Source organism: Nisaea sp. (assembly GCF_039990255.1).
Classification (GTDB): Bacteria; Pseudomonadota; Alphaproteobacteria; order Thalassobaculales; family Thalassobaculaceae; genus Nisaea.
The window spans coordinates 532,228-552,781 of sequence record NZ_JBDXGG010000018.1; the positions used below are offsets into that span (position 1 = coordinate 532,228).

Below are 20,554 nucleotides of genomic sequence, written 5' to 3' on the forward strand. Positions count from 1 at the left end.
CCAAGCGTCCCTGAAGAGGGGCCCCGACTGCATCATCAATGACTGATGTGCGGGAGCAATACTGCGAGTGTTATTCCTCAAGCATAGCGAGGCCTGGCGTATAAAGATCTCCAGTTTTGGATAAATCAGCCCATCCTTGTCGTAGCTTAAACCGGAATATTCTTAATTGAGTATGGTGCCCATCGATCCTTCCATGGGCGGGCTGCTTCCAGCTCAAATGCTAGCTCATACAGCATGCGGTCATTACCTGTTGCTGCCTGAAACATTGAGCCGATCGGCATGCCGCTTTCCGGGTCCCAATTGAGCGGTACAGACATCGCACAATGGCCTGAAACATTAACTGACGCTGTGTAACCCAGGTTGTTCTCTAGTATTGCCAATGTTGCTTCATTGACTTTTGTGGTTGGTGTTAACGTGTCTCCAGGTAAAGAAACTAGCGGCATTACTGGACTGAGAATTAGGTCAACTTGCTCGAATGTTTTGGCATATAGATTTGGAACGGTACTCAAATAAGCAAGTCCTGCGGCCTGCTGTTCGGGAGTAATGGATGCTCCATATTCAATCAAATTTACGGTGAAAGGATCCAGTAGACCAGATTGAGCTGCGCTCATCCCGGTAATGGCCTTTGCTCTTTCAGTGAGCGCACCAAATTGACCAAGAAAAGCTCCATTGAAATTGATAAAAAATTCGTCTTGAGTTACAGGAATATCGATTTCGACGACCTCGTGCCCAAGGTTTTTAATAAGTTCGACCACGTTTTCCTGTGCGCTCCGCACAGCATATTCGACCTTTGCACCTCCCTTGATCGAAGCTGCATAACCTATTTTGAGTCTGGTTTTACTTGGTCTCTCAACCAATCCAATTGCGGGAAATGGACCATCGGGATCTTCTGTGTGAGAAAACAGTGCTGCACTGTCACGCACGGTGCGGCAAATGGCCTGATTTGTCTTGAAAGGACCGTGTGCGCCACCTGCTTCACCAGGCAACATGCGTGCTTTGCTCGGTTTAATCCCGAAAACGCCCTGTGTGCAAGGTGGTAACCGGTTTGACCCTCCGCCATCTGTGCCATGGGCCAGAGGCACCATGCCTGATGCAACTGCTGCACCGGCGCCGCCGCTTGAGCCCAAAGTAGATTTGGACAAGTCCCAAGGATTCTTGGTGAGTCCGAAAGCAGTATTGTTGGTCGCGATGCCCAGCTGAGCGAACTCAGGTACGTTGGTCATCCCGATGATATTCATGCCAGCGGCCTCAATACCGTCTATGTATTTTACATTTTCCTTGGGAATATTTGTGAGCATCATCCGAGAGCCGTCCGTACGGCGCACGCCTCCAACATCAATCATATCCTTGATAAGGATCGGCATTCCAGCAAAGGTGGAGTTTTTTGAAATAGTCTCTGCTTTTTCATAAGCACGTTCAAATGTTGGGGTAGTGATCGCGTTGATCAGCGGCTCAATGGCCTCAATGCGGCGGATGGTGATGTCAACGGCTTCTATTTGTGAAATCTCGCCAGTTTTGATCAATTCGGCCATGCCGAGTGCGTCGTAGTTCACGAACTCATCAATAGATTTAGATTTTGCGCAAGCTCTCTTGACCTGTGCAGGAAGCATAGCAGCAAGGGCTGTTGCAGCAGCGGATGATTTCAGAAAATCACGTCTGCTGACGGACCTGTTCTGCTTTGGACAATAACGGACTTTGCCGATTTCTTCTCTCCCATTGCCGTAAATTTCTCGATCCTTGCGCAATTCTGCTGTTCCTATCAATAGGAATTATGTACCTCAGGCAGCGGCAATAATTGCGCTGAAGCTCGATATCCTGCGTAAGGCCGACGCGGTGTATCTGGAAGAGAATCCGCAATGCCGGCCTGTACGATGCCATCTGGCAGGCCTTCGCGGTGCTGCTGCCTGTCCGCACCGTGGGCGTCATGGGCGACGGCCGGACCAACGACTTCGCCTGCGCGCTCCGCGCCGTCACTTCGACCACGAGTTCCTCAGACGGGTCTCCACCCGCATCATCAATGAATGCAAGGGTATCAACCGGGTGACCTGCGACATCACCTCGAAGCCTCCGGGGACCATTGAGTGGGAGTAATCCGGGCCCGTTGCTATACGTCTTCGGCGGTATAGCGTGCGCGGCGGCGGAAGCTTGCCGGTGTCTCGCCGGTTCGTGCGGTGAAGAAGCGGGAAAAATAGGATGGTGACGAGAAGTCGAGTGCGTAAGCGATTTCGGCGACCGGATGATCGCTGAAGACCAACCGGCGCTTGGCTTCCAATAGAACCCTGTCCTGGATGATGGCTCCGGCTGTGGACCCGGTCACTTCCTTGACGGTTCGGGAAAGATGGGTCGGGGTGACCGCCATCATGGCGGCGAACGACGCGACCGATCTGGTCGTGTGCAGATGTTGATCCAGCAGTTCCTCGAAACGCTGGACCACTCGGCGCCCCCGGCCGGTTCCGGATGGTGTGGTGCCCGGCTCTTCGGGAAGGCCCCGGTAAAGGTTGAGTAAAAGAAGCTGGAACAGAGATTCCAAAGCCAGGTTGCGGTCCACGCCATAGCGCTGATGTTCCTCTTCGATCCTGCCGACCAGAAGCTGGACTTCAGCCAGCAAGGCTGCATGTTGCTGCCCCTGAAGAACATGCGGCTTCTGGGTCAGATCCCGCAGCCATGGCCGCCCTTCCGTCAGCCGGACGACGTCCGCGCTCGGTATGGTAATCACCCACCCAAGCATCTCCGGCTCGTAATCGAAACCGTGGCGGCACAGAGCGGGCGCCCAGACCAGCGCGGGACTCTGAAGACGGTAATGACTGTCGTCTATTTGACCCGTGACGTTCCCCCGGCCGAACAGAAAGAGCTGCGATAGTCCCTCGTGATAATGCGGGGCGACGGTCCAGTTGTGGATGTGGCGGCGCTCGGCGATCCGCTCGCAATTCAGCAGGCCTACGTGGGCTGACGGGGAGCCCAGGACATATTGATGCTGGTCGAGAGCGGCATCATTCATGGCATGCCTGATATGTTGAGATAGTGCAATTTATTGTCACAAGAGTGGCTTGATCCTAACCGGAATGATGCTGAATCTCGACAAAATCTATCTCGGCTAAAAATCGGCCGAAATTGAATAATGAAAATACTGCGGGAGGATGCTGTGACGCGAATTGCCATTGCGGGAGCCGGGATCGGCGGTTTGACCGCGGCCCTTTGTCTGCACGAGCGGGGATTTTCCGTGCAGGTCTACGAAGCGGTCGGCGACATAAGCCCCTTGGGTGTCGGCATCAACGTAATGCCTCACGCTTCGGCGATCTTGCGGGACTTGGGGTTGGCGGACGTGCTGGACGCAACCGCTATTCAAACCCGCTGCATCGAATACCGGACCAGATACGGGCATCTGATCCAGTCCGATCCTCGCAACATGGAAGCAGGCTTCGCGGCGCCGCAATATTCGGTCCATCGCGGCGATCTGCAGTTCCTGCTGCTGGACGCGGTGAAAGAGCGTCTGGGTAAGAATGCCGTTGTTACCGGAAAGAAGGTGACACGATTTGCACAGGAAGAGGCGTTGGTGACGGTGCATTTCGCCGACGGTGACAATACCGAATGCGATCTGCTGATCGGCGCCGACGGTCTGCATTCGGCGATACGGGCACAGATACATCCTGATGAAGGGCCGCTGCATTACGAAGGGACGATGATGTGGCGGGGGGCGGTCGAGATGGAAATGATCGGCGATGGCCGAACCATGGTGATCGCTGGCGATCATGATGTGAAATTCGTCACCTATCCGATCAGTGAGCAGGCCCGGCGGCAGAGTAAGTCCCTGACCAATTGGGTGGCGGAGCTGCGCCGCGATCAACCCCGCCATGTTCAGGATGCGGACTGGACCCGGCAGGGCACACGGGAATTCATCGACGCCTTTAGAGAATTTGCACTGCCGGACATGGATGTCGCGGCGCTCATGGACGCAACCGAGCAGGTAAACGAGTTTCCGATGGTCGATCGCGATCCGGTAGGGTTCTGGACAGTCGGACGGGTCACCCTGTTGGGCGATGCCGCGCATCCAATGTATCCGATCGGCGCCAATGGCGCCTCGCAAGCGATTATCGACGCTCGTATTCTCGCAGACATCCTGGGCCAGAAACCCGGCCCGGACGGTCTGCTCGCCTATGAGGAACTCCGCTGTCCGGCAACCTCAAAGCTGGTCATGACCAATCGGCGTTCGGGGCCCGAGAGGGTACTGGACATTGCCGCTGCCCGGGTGACCGGCCCCGACGACAGGATCGAGGATTTGATCTCGACGGAGGAGCTTGAAGAAGTGGCTGCCGGCTACCGAGAGGTCGCGGGCTTTCGTAAGAAGGCAGTCGGATCTGGGAGAGAAGTCATATGATCCGATATTTTGCGGAGTAGGCCTACGCCGGGGCCGTGAACGATCGTATGGGGGAGGATATCAGTCCCAGGCTCACAGAGGTTATGGGGTGTCTGGTGAAACATCTGCATGCTTTCGCGGAGGAAATGGATTCCACGCAGGGAGAATGGGAGTTCGGCATCGACTTCCGAATGCGGACGGGCCAGCTCTGTTCTGCAGAACGGCAGGAGTTTACCCTGCTTTCCGACACGCTCGGTTTCTTGATTTTGAGGGGTAGCTGATTGAGGGGCGACGTTCGATGCCTGGTCGGACAATGCGGACGGATTTTACGATGTACAGCAACCGTTATGGAATAACAGAGGCATCTTCGTTACCGGCAAGGACGGTGCCGGGGGCATTTTCGTGACAGGCGGCATACTTACTTTGACCATGAACCCCACGATCGACGTCTCGGCTGTGACCGATAGTGTGGTTCCAACCGATAAACTCCGCTGTCGCGACGCTCATCGTGATTCCGGGGGCGGCGGGATCAATGTTGCACGGGTGATCGGACGCTTTGGCAGAACCTGTCGCGCGATTTATCCGGCTGGTGGCGCGCAAGGGCAGCAGCTCCGGGGCATACTAGTGGAACAGGGTGTCGATAGTTTGGCCATCGACGTTTCTGCCGAAACGCGAGAGAGTTTTTCCATAACCGAGGCGCGCAGCGGCGCGCAATACCGGTTCGTTCTTCCCGGCGATCCCCTCGGGCAGGCGGATTGGCAGGCATGCATCGATGCTGTCGCTACCCACGCCAAGCCGCATCACTATGTTGTCGCCAGCGGTAGCCTGCCGCCCGGCGTGCCGGATGACTTCTATGCAAGACTCGCTGGAGAACTCGTGGGTCGCAAGGTCCGTCTTGTGATCGATAGTTCGGGGCGCGCGCTCGACGCGGCAATACGCAACGGAATTTATCTCGCCAAGCCCAACCTTCAGGAACTACGCGATCTGACCGGTTCTCTACTTGAGCGGCGATCGGAGTGGGAGGAAGCCGCTGCCGATCTGGTCCGGGTTCACCAGGTCGAGATTGTTCTGCTGACTCTGGGAGAAGAGGGTGCGTTCCTTGCGACCCGGGATCTTCGTGTGCGCGCGGATGCTGTGCCGGTAGAAGCCGTCAGTGCTGTAGGCGCGGGCGACAGTTGCCTCGCCGCCATGGTCTGGCGGCTGGCGTTAGGCGATGCGCCGGAGGCGGCGTTCAAGTATGCCATTGCAGCCGGTTCGGCCGCGCTTCTGACACCGGGCACCGATCTCTGCCACAAAGAGGAAGTGGAGCGATTGCTGGGTCAGGTTCGCACGGAAGTGCTGGAATGCTAGCCCCATACAATGCGTATCTGACTGCACTTGGCGACAGAATTGCCAAACGCGCCCGGTTCGACTAAATATTAATCTGCATCAAGAGTTGAGCCGACGCTCAACGCCAACCTGCTCTCCGGGCAAGGTGGCGCTCCTCTAAAGGAAGATGTGGCCGAACCGGCAACCAAACGGGTCTCGCCATAACGTCTGCTCTGCTCGATGCGCCGAAAAAGCAGAGGACGTTTACATGCCGATCAAGATTCCAAACGATCTTCCCGCCTTCGCCGCACTTGAAGCTGAAGGCGTCATGGTCATGCGTGAGGCGGATGCCATCCGTCAGGATGTGCGGCCTCTCAAGATCGGTTTGCTGAATCTGATGCCGGACAAGATCCGCACGGAAACCCAGATCGCCCGCCTGCTCGGTGCAGGACCGCTACAGGTTGAGCTGTCTCTGATCAAGATGACGGATCATGTGTCCCGCAATGTGTCTGCGGAGCACATGATTTCCTTCTATCGGCCGTGGGAAGACGTCAGGGAAGAGAAGTTCGACGGGCTGGTTATCACCGGGGCTCCGGTCGAAAAGATGGAATTCGAGGACGTGTCCTATTGGTCCGAGCTCTGCCGGATCTTCGATTGGACAAGGAGCCACGTGCATTCGTGCTTTTCGATTTGCTGGGGTGCTCAGGCGGCGCTTTATCATTTCCATGGCGTGCCAAAGCACGAATTGCCGCAAAAGGCGTTCGGCGTTTACCGGCATCGCAATATGGCGCCGGCATCACCTTACCTGCGTGGATTTTCAGACGACTTTTCCATACCGGTGTCCCGCTGGACCGAGATCCGATCAGCCGACATTCCAACGGAATCGGGGATTACAACCCTGATGGATTCGGCCGAGAAGGGGCCATGCCTGCTTGAGGACAAGGCGCGGCGCACGCTCTTCATGTTCAATCACATCGAATATGACTCGGACTCGCTTAGCGACGAATATTTCCGTGACCGTTCCCGGGGGCTCGATACGGCATTGCCGCACGATTACTTCCCGGACAACGATCCGGAGCAGGCGCCAAAGAACCATTGGCGCAGTCATGCACATTTGTTGTTCGCCAACTGGATCAACCAGATCTACCAGACGACGCCGTTCGACATGACGTTGATCGGAAGCGGGGCGGAAGAGCCTTGATCCGCCGGACTGGCGCCTGCTCATAATGGCGGTGGGCGACTGTCCTCTCTTTTTGTCCGGGCGGCAATCTCCTAACGTCTGGCACGAGCAAGTCTGAAGACGCCAAAGCAAGAGGCGTCAGTATCAAAAAACGGGGTAGGAAATGACTGATTCAAAGGTTGCCATCATCACGGGGGCCGCGCGCGGTATTGGCCTGGCGGCGGCACTCAAGTTTCTGGACGAGGGCTGGCGCGTGGCGCTGCTGGATCGGGACCGGGAAACCTTGACGCAGGCGATGGAAGATATCGGCCATCGCAATGGCGCCATGCCGATCTTTGCCGATGTCTCGGATCCGGATCAGGTGCGTCGGGCGGTCGGGGAGACCGAGGCCGCCTTCGGGCGTATCGATGCGCTGGTCAACAATGCCGGGATTGCGAACTTCAAGCCGGTCCTGGAGACCAGCTTCGAGGAGTGGTCCGAGATCATGGCGACCAACCTCAATGGCCCGTTCCTTTGCACTAATGCCGTTGCTCCGGTGATGTTGAAAACCGGAGGCGGAGCAGTTGTGAACATCGCCTCCATCTCGGGCTTCCGGGCGAGTACGCTCCGGGTCGCCTACGGCACCAGCAAGGCAGGCGTGCTGCATTTGACGAAGCAGCAAGCGGCTGAGCTTGGTAACGTGGGTATCCGGGTTAATGCTGTTTGTCCCGGTCCGGTTGACACGGCTATGGCGATGAAGGTGCATACGCCTGAAATCCGTGCAGACTATCACGCCAACATCCCGCTGAACCGCTACGGGCTCGAGTCAGAACTGGCCGAAGCGATCTATTTTCTCTCAAGCGACAAGGCGAGTTACGTAAATGGCCAATACCTCGCCGTCGACGGCGGCTTCGAGGCTACGGGTATCGGGCTGACGAGCCTAAGACAGGACCCTTAGAAGGTATATTATCGTTTGCGGCGGTGCCAATGCAGTGCGGGCGCGCGGAGCTAGTTGTTCTTGCGCGGCTCGAGGCGGCGTTGTTGTTCCATAGCAGCATTGGCGCTGACTCGAGTGGTTTTGCGATGGCGATATTTCCGGCGGTTGTCTTGAGGGATGGCGAAGAAACTGCATAAGAACGGATCTCGATCCGCTTTGGGTTGAGTGTCGATTTCACCAGAGAATTAGCAGAGCGGTGTCAGCCTGCCGATGGTGACTCCGGCGTCATGTAGGCAGAAAAATCTGGGCCAGTGCAAAAGGCAAAAAAACTGTCATTCCTCAGCTTGAAGGAGCTTCCCGAGGCATCAACGATGAAGTGCTTTTAGGGTTGTATGGGGTTTCCTTTCCAGCTTTCCGATTTTTAAGTAATTTTAAGTTTATTTTTACTTGTGCGAGATCGACCGTTGGAAATCATCACTGTTAACGAGATGTCATGAAAAGCATTTCATTTTAGCCATTTTTAATACTGAAGTAGTTTTTATGACGCATTGTGTGTTTCTACGTGATGATTTTGGGGCTAAACCCTTGCGGTTCTAGAGAGTACTGATGTATGGTTTTCCGAGATTTCAGAATACACATCTAAAAATTGCGAGATTTTAAGTTCTGGTGCTCTGAACATTAGCTTAGAGCGGGGTGTGTGATTGATCTCCTGCGGCCGTTTGGGATCGGCTCAGGGTGGCGGGCCGGGGCTTCGTCTCCGGCTCGCTGCGTCTCGGCATCTGCCCGCTGATGCCGTTTTCTGGTGGGCTTAAACGAAGCTCTCCAAAGTTTCTGCGCATTCCGATAGCAGGGCGGCTTTCCGGGCACAAATTTCCATTTCTTCAAAGCGTGCTGCAGGCCCAACGATGCCGAGAGCAGCTTTGGCTGTGTTGTCCGGTCCCAGTACAGGTACCGCGATGGAGGCGACGCCAGGCTCGTATTCCCCAGTGACATGGGCAAACCCACGCGCTCGAACAGCTGAGAGATCAGCAAGAATTGCGTCCGGATCTGTTTTGGTATCTGGCGTATAGGACGCTGATGGCTTGGCGAGTAAGCGTTCGATCTCTTCCGGATCGCTAAATGCCAGTAGCACGCGGCCGATTGCGGTCGCGGTCAGCGGCAATCTTGAGCCGATGCTGAACCCGGACGTGATCAGTGTCGGGTCACCGGGAGAATAAGCGACATAGATTGCATCCACTCCGTCCCTGACCGCGAGCGAGATCGCGTCCCCGAGGCGTTTCGAATAAGCGGCCATCACAGGCTGTACGGTGCGTCCGAACTGCCGCTCCTTCAAATAGCCGCTTGCCAGACGGAGGATGCGCGGGGTCGGCGTAAAAGCACGGTTGGTTTCTGCCAGATAGCCTAGTCGAACCAAGGTCAGAACCAGTCGCCGCGTGACCGAGCGATTGATGCCGGTTCTGCGTGCAAGCTCCGGGATCGTGAGGGGAGCCGCAGCGCGCTCGAAGGCTTCAAGGACTTCCATCCCTTTTATGAAAGTGAGCGAGATATCTTTATCGGTAATCATGAAGCTCCCAGGGCTTGACCGATGCATCTGTTTGCGGTGTATTTTTTACTATGATCAATAATAGACCGAATGTTCGATAATCGGTCAAACTTATATGTCAACTCAGGTGTGTCCTTGACGCGAGTTGGCAAGGAGAGACGTGACGTGGGGACCAAAATCACGGTTCATTTCGTCCGGTCGGAAGGATCGGTCGAAACGGTCGAGGCAGAGACGGGTGAATCCGTCATGCAAGCCGCTGTTTTCAATGACGTCGAGGGGATCGAGGCAGAATGTGGCGGCAGCTGCATGTGCGCTACCTGCCATGTCTATTTCGACGACGCGATCTCCAGTCTTTTGCCCGAAGCCGAGGAAGAAGAGACGGTTATGCTTGAGGACGCGGCTGCCGAAGTGCGTCCGACCAGCCGTCTCTCTTGTCAGGTCAAACTTACGGGTGAGATGGACGGGATCAAGATTCATATCCCGGATCGTCAGTACTGAAGAAACCGCTTTTGCGCTACCGGACCGGAGCGCTTGGCTGCAAAGGAGTTCCCAGCCATGATGAGCCAGGAAAAGAACGACGAGATCACGCTGGTTGGCGCCGACCGGCCGGCTGGGCAATTGCTTCGTCATTACTGGATGCCAGCGGCGCTCGCGGTCGAACTTGACGGCCCGCGCCCGGTGGCGCCGGTCCGACTGATGGGCGAGGATCTGGTACTTTTCCGGCGCGAGGACAACACGCTTGGCCTGATGAGCCGGTTCTGTCCTCATCGTGGGGTCGATCTCTGCTACGGACGGCTTGAGGGCGGCGGTATTCGCTGCTCTTTCCACGGCTGGCACTTCGACCAGACCGGGCAATGCACCGAGCAGCCGGCAGAACCCGATGGCTCGCGCATGCACGAGCGGGTCAAGATTTCCAGCTATCCGGCGGTAGAGAAGAACGGTGTAATTTGGGCCTATATGGGGCCGGGTGAGCCGCCGGCCTTTCCGGCGCTGGACTGTTTCCGCGCGCCCGACAGCCATGTCTTCGCCTTTAAGGGACTGTGGGAGTGCAACTGGCTGCAGGCGCTCGAGATAGGTATCGATCCGGCGCATGCTTCCTTCCTTCATCGTTTTCTGCAGGATGAGGACCCGGCGGACGGATACGGCAAGCAGTTCCGGGACAAAGCGGCCCAGAGCGACCTGCCGATGACAAAAGTATTGCGCGATTTCGATAATCCGGAACTGAAGGTCGAGGAGACCGATTACGGGCTGCGGATCATCGCGTTGCGCGATCTCGGCAACGGCCAGCGTCATGTCCGGGTGACCAATCAGGTTTTTCCCTGTGCCATCACCATTCCGATGTCGAACGAGATGACCATCACCCAGTGGCATGTGCCGGTGGATGACACGCATTGCTACTGGTACTCGATGTTCACCAGTTTCGGTGCCCCCGTCGACAAGGAAAAGATGCGGGAGCAGCGCTTGAAGGAGCACCGATTGCCGGACTATGCGCCGCTTCGCAACAAGTCGAACGAGTATGGCTATGACCCGGAAGAGCAGAAGACCCTGACCTATACGGGCATGGGGTTGGACATCAACGTGCATGACCAATGGGCGGTGGAATCCATGGGAGCGGTTCAGGACCGCACCCGCGAGCATCTGGCGTCCTCCGATGCCGCCATCGTTCGCTACCGGCGCATGCTGCGCGCCGCGATCAAGAGCGTGAAGCTGGGTGAAGGCGAGCTGCCGCTGGTGATTGACGAGGTCACGGCAAAAGACATTCAGGGGCCGATCTCAATCGACGCAATCGGGCCGACAGAGGAATGGGAGTCCGTCTGGACCGACCGGGACGCCGGCCGGCGCGCCTCCTGCACCTGGGATGCGGCGCTCTCGTGAACGGCTCAAGTGTAGACCAGACCGCTATCGATGCCGTTCTGGCGCGGGTAGCGGAAGAACGGCTGGAGGTCGTCCGCATTTCCTTTGCCGACCAGCATGGAATTCTGCGTGGCAAGACGGTGATGGCGGCGGATCTGGAGAGCGCCTTCCGCTCCGGCATCGCCATGACCTCCACGCTGCTGCTGAAGGACACCTCGCATCGGACGGTATTCCCTGTCTGGCAGGAGGATGCGGGATTTGGGGCCGGGCGGATGACCGGGGCTGCAGATGTATTGATGTATCCCGACCCGGCAACCTTCAAGGTACTGCCCTGGTCGCCGCATTCCGGTTGGATGCAGGCGGACCTGATGGATGCTGACGGAGTGCCGCTTGAGGTCTGCTCGCGCGGTATTCTGCGCCGCGCGGTTGAGAGGCTGAACGCCCAGGGGTACGATTTGATCACGGGGCTGGAGGTCGAGTTCCATGTCTTGAAGGTGGTCGATCCGAAGCTCGGCCATGAGGATACGGGGCAGCCAGAGGCGGTGCCGAAGACCGAGCTACTCTCTCACGGCTATCAATATCTGACCGAGGATAGGTACGACCGACTGGAAAACGTGTTCGATCTGGTCCGGCGCAATGCGGCGGCGCTCGGTCTGCCGGTGCGCTCCTTCGAGGCCGAATTCGGTCCGAGCCAGTGCGAGGTGACGTTCCATCCAGCGTCCGCCATGGTGCACGCGGATAACATGATCCTGTTTCGCTCTATGGTGAAGCAGGTCTGCCGCCGTGCCGGGTTGCACGCGACTTTCATGTGTCGGCCGAAATTCAAGGACGCGATGGCCAGCGGCTGGCATCTGCATCAGTCTCTTGTTGATCTGAAGAGCGGTGAAAACCTGTTCATCCCAGAGGAGGGCGAAACTCTTTCGATGCTCTGCGGGAACTGGGTTGCGGGCCTGCTCGAGCACGCGGCCGAGAGTTGCCTGCTCTCGACACCGACAGTGAACGGCTACAAGCGCTATCGGCCCTTTACTCTGGCGCCTGATCGGGTGCAGTGGGGCCGGGACAACAAGGGCGCCATGATCCGTGCTCTGGCCAAACCGGGCGACAAAGCCAGCCGGATAGAGAACCGGGTCGGCGAGCCGACGGCCAATCCCTATCTCTATATGGCTTCCCAGGTCCTTGCGGGCCTTGATGGAATCGAGCGCGGGCTTGAAGCACCGATGCCGGTCGAGCGGCCATACGACAGCGATGCGGACAAACTGCCATCAAGCCTGGAGCATGCGATTGGCCTGTTTCGAGAGAGCAGCTTTTTCCGGAAAGCGCTTGGTGATGCCTATGTGGATTACTACAGCCACATAAAGCAGGCGGAGTGGGATCGCTATGCCCAGGCCGTCTCCGAGTGGGAAGAGCGGGAATATTTTTCGCTGTTCTAGGCTTTGATTTCTCGCTGTGTTCGGAGCGTGGATGCTCCTCGACAACAAATTAATCCAATGAGCCGCTGTGGATTCAGTAACTGATCCGGTCCATTTTATTGGATCAGCGGCTTAGCCCGGCCAGGGCCGAGAGAACTCCGCGATAGGGCAGCAGCAAGCTGTTCTCGTCGAGCGCTGAGGGATGGTTCCAGGTGGCGACCACACAGCGTGCGATCCCGTCCGTCCCAACCACCCGGCTGGACAGATTAAGGACCCCCGTTTCCGAGCCGCCCTTGTAGGAAAATTCTCGCCACTGGCCGGGATCGATAGGGCCGGGATTGATGCTGCCGCTCGGCAGACCGGAGGTGTCTTCCAATAAGGTGCAAAGCTCTCGAGCGGAGAAGAACCATTCTACTGCCTCGAATGTTGGCTCGGACGCGAGCGCATGGGGGTCGGGCAGCGGTATATCCGCGATCCGCTCCAGAATAAGCCTGCGCGCGGCCTCGTCCGCACCCGCCCATTCAAGGCGCAGCGCGGAATGGTCCCGGGTCTTCAGGGTGAACAGCTCGCGGGTGGTCAGGAACGGGCTGTTGCGTGGCGAGACTGCCTCTACCGCATTCCGCCCGACCAGACGGATTAAGGCGTCTGTCGCGGTGTTGTCGCTGATCGATATCATGACATGCGCCAGTGATCCGAGTGTGAGGGGCGTGCCGTCCGGCCAGTCCTGTAGCGTTCCGCTGGGCAGGGATTTCCATTCGGGCCGCAACTCCACGACGTCGGACCATTGCTTGTCCCCATTGCGGACAGAGAGAGACAGAGCTTTCAGTATTGCGAGTTTTGCCGCGGACCCGACTGCGAGAGGTTCGTCCGCGTTGTGCGATATCAGCGGCTTCCCGTCTTCTAGAACAAGCAGCGAGACGGCTCCCGGCAACCCGGTGATGGCTGCCGCATGCTCCTCGACCGATCCAGACGGCACCGGAGCGCCGAACCAGAGACCGGTAATACGGCCTTCCTGATTAAGAACGATCTTTGCGGGGATATCCGCACCCTCGAAACTCAGCCGGTACCCGTCCCCGTCTGGTTCGATTTTGCCAAGCGCGCCATAGCTTTGACGCAGGCTGGAAAGAATCTGTGCGATGCTTGAGGCAGGGACTTGAGCGAGAAAAGCCGTTGAGAAGCGCGCATCGTCCAGCTTCTCAGTTTCGAACAGCGCTCTTAGGGTTACGTCTGGTGTCATGCTTTCCGCGCCAGTGACGGATGGGATGCAGAGTGAGAATAGCAGCAGAAATCCGGCCAGGGCAGGCGCGAGTGAGAGGTGCCGGGCATGCCGGAACATTCTTGAGCGCAAAGTCATCCCGCTTTCATGGTGAATTCGAGCCCGTGCATGTTGCCGATATAGAAACCGGGCTTGGTCATCCTGAACTGGATCACCGCCGGGCCAATCATGATGTCGGCGCGGTCGCGACTGAGACGCACCACCTTGCCGTGTTCTGTCTTGTCCGTATCGGTGCAGGTTACCGAAACAATGTCATCCAGACGCATGTCGCATCCTCCGTTCCATGTACGGAACAGAATGACACATCCTGTGTTTCGGTTTTGTGGAGTTTTTCGCTCGCGCGAATGGACCCCTTAGTCGAGGTCCATTTCCAGGATAGTCATATGGAAATCATAGGAAACATCGCCTTCTTCATCATCCTTGAAGATGACGCCGATGAATTCTCCATCCAGGGAGACTTCGGCCGAATCGTCTTTATTCGGACGGCCTTCGATGCTGATGCCGTGATTTCCGAAGGTCTGGCGCAGGTAGCGCTGAACTTTTTCGATTTCGCTCTTTTGCACGGGTGTCCCCCTTGTTCGATTGAGCGGACGGGAATAGCGGAACCATGCCGATGGTTCAAGGCGTTCCGGTAAAACAGCTTGCCGCAGTTTTACGTCGCTGCCTATCTTCCGATGCATGACCCAGCGCGAAACCATCATTATTGACTGTGATCCGGGAATTGACGATGCGGTGGCCCTGCTGCTTGCCTTCACCAGCCCGGAAGAATTCGACATCAAAGCCGTCACCACGGTTGCGGGCAATGTGCCGCTGCACCGGACGGAGGCGAATGCCCGTCGTATCCGAGATCTTGCAGGGCGCGGCGAGGTGCCGATCCATGCCGGCTGCCCGCGCCCGTTGATCAAGGCGCTGAAAACGGCGGATGAGATTCACGGCAAGACCGGGCTGGACGGAAGCGACCTTCCCGACCCGGCCTCTCACCTCGCGCCGGGACATGGCGCGGATGTCTTGCGCCAGGAGATTTCCAATGCGCCGGGCGGTATCACGTTGATGCCGGTGGGGCCGTTGACGAATGTCGCGCATGCCCTGGCGGCGCGACCGGAATTCGCGCAGGAAGTCTCGAATATCGTCGTCATGGGCGGCTCGACCGGACCCGGTAACGTCACGCCCCATGCCGAGTTCAATTTCCATGTCGACCCGCATGCCGCCCATATCGTCTTCGAGAGTGGCGCGCCGATTGTCATGCACGGTCTGAATATCACCCATCAGGTTCGGGCGAAGCCGGACTGGATTGCGGCGCTGCGGGCGCTCGATACAACAGTTGGCCATGCGACTGCCGGAATGCTGACCTTTTATGACTCCGACAATGACCCGGCTCTGCACGACGTGCTGACGGTTGGCTACATGCTCTGGCCGGAACTGTTCTCCGGTGAAGCGCGGCGCGTGGATATTGTTACCGAAGGCATTGAAGCGGGGCGCAGCATCGTCCGCGATGCGGGCGACGGGGCGCCGAACGCAACCGTTATGCTGGATGTCGACGCGGATGAGTTCCTCGCCCGCTTGCTCAACCGCCTCTCGCGTTACTCCTGATGTCTTCCGAAAAGCCAAAGGTCGCCAAAGGGGCGGGCATCAGCGGCAGACCCGCCCTTGCCCAGGACCCGCATGCGGTCAAGGAACCTAAGGAAAACAACCTGGAGCAGGCGATCGGCCGGGAGGTGCGGGAATTCCGCAAGGCACTCGGTATCACCGTCGCGGATCTCGCCACGTCCACCGGTCTTTCGGTCGGCATGTTGTCGAAGATCGAGAACGGCGCGATCTCTCCCTCCCTGACCACACTACAGGCCGTTGCCCGTGCTCTCGGTGTGCCGATCACCGATCTCTTCAAACGGTTCGAGGAACCACGCAACGCGGTCTTCGTGAAGGCGGGTGAAGGGGTGCAGGTCGAGCGCCGGGGCACGCGGGCCGGGCACCAGTACAATCTGCTCGGTTATCTCGAAGGCAATACCAGCGGCGTTCTTGTCGAGCCCTACGTGATCAGCCTGACCGAGGATTCCGACATCTTCCCCGCCTTTCAACATCAGGGCACCGAGCTGATCTACATGCTGGAGGGCGAGGTGCTTTATCGGCATGGAGACGAGACCCACCGGATGCTGCCGGGGGACAGCCTGTTCTTCGATGCGGATGCGCCGCACGGGCCGGAAGAACTTATCACCCGGCCGATCCGCTATCTCTCGATCATTTCCTATCCCCAGCGCGGATCGCAGGACTGAACGAATTATTCTCCATAAGAAACAATTATTCTTCGCAATTGAGTTCCTGAAGACGGGCTGCTAACCTCCGTCAGAACTTGATACGGAGGGTTGCCGGTATGTGCGGCATCGTTGGTTTGTTCCTGAAGGACAAGGCGCTGGAGCCGCAGCTCGGCGCGCTGCTGTCGGATATGCTGATCACCATGACGGATCGTGGTCCGGACAGTGCCGGCATTGCGATTTATGGCCCGAGCGAAGCGGGCTCTGGAAAAATCACGGTCCAGTCCGCCGACCTAGCCATGGATTTCAAAGGGCTCAAAGTTGCGCTCGCGAAAAAGCTGGGCGTTCCCGTCTCCGTGACGGTGCGGGCGACACATGCGGTGATTGCGGTGGAGAGTGGCAAGCTGGATGCGGCGCGGACGGCTCTGAAGGAACTCCGGCCGGGCATCACCGTGATGGGCAGCGGAGAGAGCGTCGAGATTTACAAGGAAGTCGGGCTGCCGAAAGACGTGGCTGCCCGCTTCAAGATCGGCGCAATGGCCGGCACGCACGGCATCGGCCATACCCGTATGGCAACCGAGTCGGCTGTGACCACCTTTGGCGCGCATCCGTTCTCGACCGGACCGGACCAGTGTCTGGTTCACAATGGCTCGCTCTCCAACCATAACAATCTGCGGCGCGAGTTGGTCCGGAACGGGCTCCGTTTCGAGACCGAGAACGATACAGAGGTCGCCGCTGCCTATCTCTCCCACAAGCTCGCGACCGGCAGCAATCTGGGCGCAGCGCTGGAGAGCGGGCTGAGCGATCTGGACGGCTTCTACACTTTCGTGGTCGGCACCAAATCCGGCTTCGGCGTGCTGCGCGATCCGATTGCCTGCAAGCCTGCTGTGATGGCCGAGACGGACGGCTATGTTGCCTTCGGCTCCGAATACCGGGCGCTGGTCAACCTGCCGGGCATTGAAGCCGCCCGGGTCTGGGAGCCGGAACCCGCAACTGTCTATTTCTGGGAGCATTGAGCGATGCCGACCTTTGATCTGGCGTCGGTTCCGCTACGGGACCTGAACCAGGCGCTCCACGCTGTGGAAGCTGGCAAGAACGAAACCGAGTTCGAAGTCGTTAACCCTCGTGGCGCCCATGCGGTGGCTGTCGGGATCGATGCGTCTATCCGCGTCGATGTGCATGGCAGCGTTGGCTATTACTGCGCCGGAATGAATGCCGAGGCGACGGTCACTGTGCATGGCAGCGTCGGCCCCGGAGTGGCGGAGAATATGATGTCCGGCACCGTCGTGGTGAAAGGCGATGCTAGCCAGTATGCCGGTGCCACGGGCCATGGCGGCCTGCTGGTGATCGAAGGCAATGCCTCCTCGCGCTGCGGCATCTCCATGAAAGGCATCGATATCGTCGTGAAAGGCAATATCGGCCACATGTCCGCCTTCATGGCGCAGGCCGGGAACCTCGTCGTGCTTGGTGATGCTGGTGATGCGCTCGGGGACTCGCTCTATGAGGCGAAGCTCTTCGTGCGCCGAGAAGTAAAAAGCCTGGGCGCCGATTGCGTGAAGAAGAAAATGCGGCCGAAGCATCTGGCGCTATTGGCGGACCTGCTGGCGAAGGCGGGGATCACTGACGTGAAGCCGGAGGAGTTCACGCGTTACGGCTCCGCGCGCACTCTCTACAATTTCAACATCGACAATGTCGACGCGTATTGAGGCCGGACAGATGACCTATAAAAATCCCCCGACCACGCCGCGTCAGTCTGCAACGTTCGACGACTACACGCTGTCGGAAATTCGCCGCGCCGCCGCGACAGGAATCTATGACATTCGCGGAGCCGGTGCGAAGCGCAAGGTGCCGCATTTCGACGATCTGCTGTTCCTCGGCGCCTCAATCTCCCGCTATCCGCTGGAAGGTTATCGCGAGGCGTGCGGAACCAATGTGGTGCTCGGCGCGCGTCATGCGAAAAAACCGATCGAGCTGAAGATCCCGGTCACTATCGCGGGAATGAGCTTCGGCTCGCTCTCCGGTCCCGCCAAGGAGGCGCTGGGACGCGGCGCGACGCTCGCCGGGACGTCCACGACGACCGGTGACGGTGGCATGACCGAGGAGGAGCGCGGGCACTCCGAGATACTCGTCTACCAATACCTGCCGTCCCGTTATGGCATGAATCCGCGCGATCTGCGCCGGGCCGACGCTATCGAGGTTGTCGTCGGACAGGGCGCCAAGCCGGGCGGCGGCGGTATGCTGCTGGGTCAGAAGATATCCGACCGGGTGGCGGGAATGCGGACCTTGCCGCCTGGCATTGACCAGCGCTCCGCTTGCCGGCATCCGGACTGGACCGGGCCGGACGATCTGGAGATCAAGATCCAGGAATTGCGTGAGATCACAGACTGGGAAAAGCCGATCTATGTGAAAGTCGGCGGTGCCCGGCCCTATTACGATACCGCGCTGGCGGTGAAGTCCGGCGCGGATGTTGTCGTGCTGGACGGCATGCAGGGCGGCACTGCGGCGACCCAGGAAGTTTTCATCGAGAATGTCGGCCTGCCGACGCTGGCCTGTATCCGGCCCGCCGTGCAGGCGCTGCAGGATCTCGGCATGCATCGCAAGGTCCAGCTCGTCATCTCCGGCGGGGTGCGGAACGGCGCGGATGTCGCCAAGGCACTGGCGCTGGGCGCGGACGCGGTTTCCATCGGCACGGCGGCATTGGTTGCCATCGGTGACAACGATCCGCGCTGGGAAGAGGAATACCAGGCCCTCGGCACGACTGCCGGTGCCTATGACGACTGGCATGAGGGCCGCGATCCGGCGGGTATTTCCACCCAGGACCCGGAGCTGATGAAGCGGGTCGACCCGGTTGCCGCCGGGCGCAGGTTGGCGAACTATCTGAAGGTGATGACTCTGGAAGCGCAGACCATCGCCCGGGCATGCGGCAAGAACCATGTGCATAATCTCGAGCCGGAAGATCTTTGTGCGCTGAGCATCGAGGCGTCGGCCATGGCGGGCGTGCCGCTGGCGGGGACGGACTGGATACCGGGCAAGAGCGGACTTTAGGAACAGGCTAAGACGCTGCGGCCAACGCGTCGCGTGCCGAGGGAGACGACAGGGGACATTGGAGGTTTCATGACGAAGGATCTCGCGGCTTTCGCGAAAGAGACGGGGGTCAAGTATTTCATGATCTCCTTTACCGACCTGTTCGGCGCCCAGCGGGCCAAGCTGGTGCCTGCCCAGGCAATTGCCGGCATGCAGGAAGAGGGTGCGGGCTTCGCAGGCTTCGCCGCTTGGCTCGACATGACGCCGGCCCACCCGGACTTGTTCGCCGTGCCGGATGCCTCGACTGTTATCCAGCTTCCCTGGAGGAAGGACGTGGCCTGGGTCGCGGGCGATTGCGTCATGGAGGACAAGTCTGTCGAACAGGCGCCGCGCAACACGCTGAAGCGGATGGTCGATCTGGCCGCCGGGCAGGGCTTGCGCGTGAAAACCGGGATCGAGGCCGAGTATTTCCTGATCCTGCCGGATGGGACCGAGATTTCCGACCCGTTCGATACGGCGGAGAAACCCTGTTACGACCAGCAGGCGGTGATGCGCCGCTACGATGTTATCTCCGAGATCTGCGACTACATGCTGGAGCTCGGCTGGGGGCCGTACCAGAACGATCATGAAGACGCGAACGGTCAGTTCGAGATGAACTGGGAATTCGACGATGCCCTGAAAACGGCGGACAAGCATTCCTTCTTCAAGTTCATGGTCAAGTCCGTGGCCGAGAAACACGGGTTGCGTGCCACGTTCATGCCGAAGCCGTTCAAGCACCTGACCGGCAATGGCTGCCATTGCCATGTCTCAGTCTGGGACAAGAAGGGCAAGGAGAATGCATTCGCCGACAAGAAGGACGAACTCGATCTTTCGAAAGAGGGGATGAATTTTCTCGGCGGCATCATGAAGCACGCCCAGGGAATGACGGCGATCACCAACCCTGTTGTGAATTCCTACAAACGCATCAACGCGCCGAAGACCCTCTCCGGTGCTACATGGGCGCCGAACACGGTTACCTGGGCGGGCAACAACCGGACCCATATGGTCCGCGTGCCAGGTCCGGGCAGGTTTGAGCTGCGTCTGCCGGACGGGGCTGTGAACCCGTACCTGTTGCAAGCTGTTGTCATCGCCGCTGGTCTCGACGGTCTGAAAACCAAGGCTGATCCCGGCAAGAGGTACGACAATGACATGTATGCCCAGCCGGAACTTGCTGCCGATGCACCGCGTCTGCCGCTGAACATGCTGGACGCGCTGCGGACCTTCGATAAGGATACGGATCTGAAGTCAATTCTCGGCGACGAATTCTCGGCCGCCTTCCTGAAGCTGAAATCAGGCGAATGGAACTCCTACGCTTCCCACCTCACGGAATGGGAGCGGGATAACACGCTCGATATTTAAGCTGGGGCGCAGCCGATAGTTGTCGGGGTAACCGGAAAGGGAA

Annotated in this window: 20 protein-coding genes, 1 pseudogene and 1 riboswitch; of the genes and pseudogenes, 15 read left to right on the forward strand and 6 right to left on the reverse strand. The window is 58.5% G+C overall.

The genetic code is table 11. From position 1 onward, the window contains the following. Positions 1–146 precede the first annotated feature (146 nt). Complete coding sequence (locus ABJ076_RS12725; RefSeq protein ID WP_348189305.1) at positions 147–1,745, reverse strand: amidase; 1,599 nt, start codon at positions 1,743–1,745, stop codon at positions 147–149. Positions 1,746–1,803: 58 nt separating this feature from the next. Between ABJ076_RS12725 and ABJ076_RS12730 the strand changes: the two are divergent. Beyond that, a pseudogene (locus ABJ076_RS12730) lies at positions 1,804–2,091 on the forward strand (GMP synthase (glutamine-hydrolyzing)); the annotation flags it as partial. A 13-nt stretch (positions 2,092–2,104) separates the two neighbouring features. On the opposite strand, the gene ABJ076_RS12735 reads toward ABJ076_RS12730, so the two are convergent. Continuing rightward, the gene (locus ABJ076_RS12735; protein WP_348189303.1) at positions 2,105–2,998 is read right to left on the reverse strand and encodes a helix-turn-helix domain-containing protein; all 894 of its coding nucleotides are present in this window, start codon (positions 2,996–2,998) and stop codon (positions 2,105–2,107) included. A 144-nt stretch (positions 2,999–3,142) separates the two neighbouring features. On the opposite strand from ABJ076_RS12735, the gene ABJ076_RS12740 reads away from it, so the two are divergent. From ABJ076_RS12740 to ABJ076_RS12760, 5 genes are all read left to right on the forward strand, one after another. Further along, positions 3,143–4,375: a flavin-dependent oxidoreductase gene (locus ABJ076_RS12740; RefSeq protein WP_348189301.1), complete on the forward strand. Its 1,233-nt coding sequence runs from the start codon at positions 3,143–3,145 to the stop codon at positions 4,373–4,375. 95 nt (positions 4,376–4,470) lie between these two features. Further along, a complete protein-coding gene (locus ABJ076_RS12745) occupies positions 4,471–4,635 on the forward strand; it encodes a dioxygenase (protein WP_348189299.1) in 165 nt (54 codons plus the stop codon). A gap of 121 nt (positions 4,636–4,756) precedes the next feature. Next, positions 4,757–5,704, forward strand: coding sequence for a 1-phosphofructokinase family hexose kinase (locus ABJ076_RS12750; RefSeq protein ID WP_348189297.1), 948 nt, complete (start codon positions 4,757–4,759; stop codon positions 5,702–5,704). A 70-nt stretch (positions 5,705–5,774) separates the two neighbouring features. Continuing rightward, positions 5,775–5,881, forward strand: a riboswitch (SAM-I-IV-variant riboswitch). A 49-nt stretch (positions 5,882–5,930) separates the two neighbouring features. Beyond that, complete coding sequence (gene metA, locus ABJ076_RS12755) at positions 5,931–6,863, forward strand: homoserine O-succinyltransferase (RefSeq protein ID WP_348189295.1); 933 nt, start codon at positions 5,931–5,933, stop codon at positions 6,861–6,863. A 142-nt stretch (positions 6,864–7,005) separates the two neighbouring features. Then, positions 7,006–7,779 carry an SDR family oxidoreductase gene (locus ABJ076_RS12760; RefSeq protein WP_348189293.1) on the forward strand — a complete coding sequence of 258 codons (774 nt, stop codon included), beginning with the start codon at positions 7,006–7,008 and terminating at the stop codon, positions 7,777–7,779. A 787-nt stretch (positions 7,780–8,566) separates the two neighbouring features. On the opposite strand, the gene ABJ076_RS12765 is transcribed toward ABJ076_RS12760, so the two are convergent. After that, positions 8,567–9,322 carry an IclR family transcriptional regulator C-terminal domain-containing protein gene (locus ABJ076_RS12765; protein ID WP_348189291.1) on the reverse strand — a complete coding sequence of 252 codons (756 nt, stop codon included), beginning with the start codon at positions 9,320–9,322 and terminating at the stop codon, positions 8,567–8,569. 144 nt (positions 9,323–9,466) lie between these two features. On the opposite strand from ABJ076_RS12765, the gene ABJ076_RS12770 reads away from it, so the two are divergent. The 3 genes from ABJ076_RS12770 to ABJ076_RS12780 are packed head-to-tail and all read left to right on the forward strand — an operon-like array spanning position 9,467 to position 12,585. After that, the gene (locus ABJ076_RS12770) at positions 9,467–9,799 is read left to right on the forward strand and encodes a 2Fe-2S iron-sulfur cluster-binding protein (protein ID WP_348189289.1); all 333 of its coding nucleotides are present in this window, start codon (positions 9,467–9,469) and stop codon (positions 9,797–9,799) included. Between the two features lie 57 nt (positions 9,800–9,856). Further along, on the forward strand, positions 9,857–11,176 hold the full coding sequence (locus ABJ076_RS12775; RefSeq protein ID WP_348189287.1) for a Rieske 2Fe-2S domain-containing protein: 1,320 nt from the start codon (positions 9,857–9,859) through the stop codon (positions 11,174–11,176). Continuing rightward, the gene (locus tag ABJ076_RS12780; protein WP_348189285.1) at positions 11,173–12,585 is read left to right on the forward strand and encodes a glutamine synthetase family protein; all 1,413 of its coding nucleotides are present in this window, start codon (positions 11,173–11,175) and stop codon (positions 12,583–12,585) included. The genes ABJ076_RS12775 and ABJ076_RS12780 overlap by 4 nt, the downstream gene beginning before the upstream one ends. A gap of 103 nt (positions 12,586–12,688) precedes the next feature. Here the strand turns inward: ABJ076_RS12780 and ABJ076_RS12785 are convergent, their stop codons facing one another. The 3 genes from ABJ076_RS12785 to ABJ076_RS12795 form a co-directional block, all read right to left on the reverse strand. After that, positions 12,689–13,918, reverse strand: coding sequence for a serine hydrolase (locus ABJ076_RS12785; RefSeq protein WP_348189283.1), 1,230 nt, complete (start codon positions 13,916–13,918; stop codon positions 12,689–12,691). Then, a complete protein-coding gene (locus tag ABJ076_RS12790; RefSeq protein WP_348189281.1) occupies positions 13,915–14,106 on the reverse strand; it encodes a hypothetical protein in 192 nt (63 codons plus the stop codon). Before ABJ076_RS12790 ends, ABJ076_RS12785 begins: the two co-directional genes overlap by 4 nt. 87 nt (positions 14,107–14,193) lie before the next feature. Further along, positions 14,194–14,541 (reverse strand): DUF3126 family protein, encoded by a 348-nt coding sequence (locus ABJ076_RS12795; RefSeq protein ID WP_348189279.1) that lies wholly within the window; start codon positions 14,539–14,541, stop codon positions 14,194–14,196. Between ABJ076_RS12795 and ABJ076_RS12800 the strand changes: the two genes are divergently transcribed. From ABJ076_RS12800 to glnT, 6 genes are all read left to right on the forward strand, one after another. Continuing rightward, the gene (locus tag ABJ076_RS12800) at positions 14,519–15,430 is read left to right on the forward strand and encodes a nucleoside hydrolase (protein ID WP_348189277.1); all 912 of its coding nucleotides are present in this window, start codon (positions 14,519–14,521) and stop codon (positions 15,428–15,430) included. The two genes, ABJ076_RS12795 and ABJ076_RS12800, sit on opposite strands and share 23 nt — an antisense overlap. Further along, a complete protein-coding gene (locus tag ABJ076_RS12805) occupies positions 15,430–16,110 on the forward strand; it encodes a helix-turn-helix domain-containing protein (protein WP_348189275.1) in 681 nt (226 codons plus the stop codon). The genes ABJ076_RS12800 and ABJ076_RS12805 overlap by 1 nt, the downstream gene beginning before the upstream one ends. 98 nt (positions 16,111–16,208) lie before the next feature. Next, complete coding sequence (locus ABJ076_RS12810; RefSeq protein WP_348189273.1) at positions 16,209–17,105, forward strand: glutamine amidotransferase; 897 nt, start codon at positions 16,209–16,211, stop codon at positions 17,103–17,105. 3 nt (positions 17,106–17,108) lie between these two features. Continuing rightward, positions 17,109–17,795 carry a GXGXG domain-containing protein gene (locus ABJ076_RS12815; protein WP_348189271.1) on the forward strand — a complete coding sequence of 229 codons (687 nt, stop codon included), beginning with the start codon at positions 17,109–17,111 and terminating at the stop codon, positions 17,793–17,795. A gap of 10 nt (positions 17,796–17,805) precedes the next feature. Next, the gene (locus ABJ076_RS12820; protein ID WP_348189269.1) at positions 17,806–19,134 is read left to right on the forward strand and encodes an FMN-binding glutamate synthase family protein; all 1,329 of its coding nucleotides are present in this window, start codon (positions 17,806–17,808) and stop codon (positions 19,132–19,134) included. Between the two features lie 69 nt (positions 19,135–19,203). Next, on the forward strand, positions 19,204–20,511 hold the full coding sequence (gene glnT / locus ABJ076_RS12825) for a type III glutamate--ammonia ligase (RefSeq protein ID WP_348189267.1): 1,308 nt from the start codon (positions 19,204–19,206) through the stop codon (positions 20,509–20,511). Positions 20,512–20,554: the final 43 nt, after the last annotated feature.

What these genes read in the sequence shown, in the direction of transcription:
- ABJ076_RS12785 (WP_348189283.1), bottom strand. Translation starts at nt 13,918, where the DNA reads ATGACTTTGCGCTCAAGAATGTTCCGGCATGCCCGGCACCTCTCACTC.
- ABJ076_RS12815 (WP_348189271.1), top strand. Translation starts at nt 17,109, where the DNA reads ATGCCGACCTTTGATCTGGCGTCGGTTCCGCTACGGGACCTGAACCAG.
- ABJ076_RS12790 (WP_348189281.1), bottom strand. Translation starts at nt 14,106, where the DNA reads ATGCGTCTGGATGACATTGTTTCGGTAACCTGCACCGATACGGACAAG.
- ABJ076_RS12820 (WP_348189269.1), top strand. Translation starts at nt 17,806, where the DNA reads ATGACCTATAAAAATCCCCCGACCACGCCGCGTCAGTCTGCAACGTTC.
- ABJ076_RS12805 (WP_348189275.1), top strand. Translation starts at nt 15,430, where the DNA reads ATGTCTTCCGAAAAGCCAAAGGTCGCCAAAGGGGCGGGCATCAGCGGC.
- ABJ076_RS12735 (WP_348189303.1), bottom strand. Translation starts at nt 2,998, where the DNA reads ATGAATGATGCCGCTCTCGACCAGCATCAATATGTCCTGGGCTCCCCG.
- ABJ076_RS12800 (WP_348189277.1), top strand. Translation starts at nt 14,519, where the DNA reads ATGACCCAGCGCGAAACCATCATTATTGACTGTGATCCGGGAATTGAC.
- glnT (WP_348189267.1), top strand. Translation starts at nt 19,204, where the DNA reads ATGACGAAGGATCTCGCGGCTTTCGCGAAAGAGACGGGGGTCAAGTAT.
- ABJ076_RS12795 (WP_348189279.1), bottom strand. Translation starts at nt 14,541, where the DNA reads ATGATGGTTTCGCGCTGGGTCATGCATCGGAAGATAGGCAGCGACGTA.
- ABJ076_RS12810 (WP_348189273.1), top strand. Translation starts at nt 16,209, where the DNA reads ATGTGCGGCATCGTTGGTTTGTTCCTGAAGGACAAGGCGCTGGAGCCG.
- ABJ076_RS12760 (WP_348189293.1), top strand. Translation starts at nt 7,006, where the DNA reads ATGACTGATTCAAAGGTTGCCATCATCACGGGGGCCGCGCGCGGTATT.
- metA (WP_348189295.1), top strand. Translation starts at nt 5,931, where the DNA reads ATGCCGATCAAGATTCCAAACGATCTTCCCGCCTTCGCCGCACTTGAA.
- ABJ076_RS12765 (WP_348189291.1), bottom strand. Translation starts at nt 9,322, where the DNA reads ATGATTACCGATAAAGATATCTCGCTCACTTTCATAAAAGGGATGGAA.
- ABJ076_RS12775 (WP_348189287.1), top strand. Translation starts at nt 9,857, where the DNA reads ATGATGAGCCAGGAAAAGAACGACGAGATCACGCTGGTTGGCGCCGAC.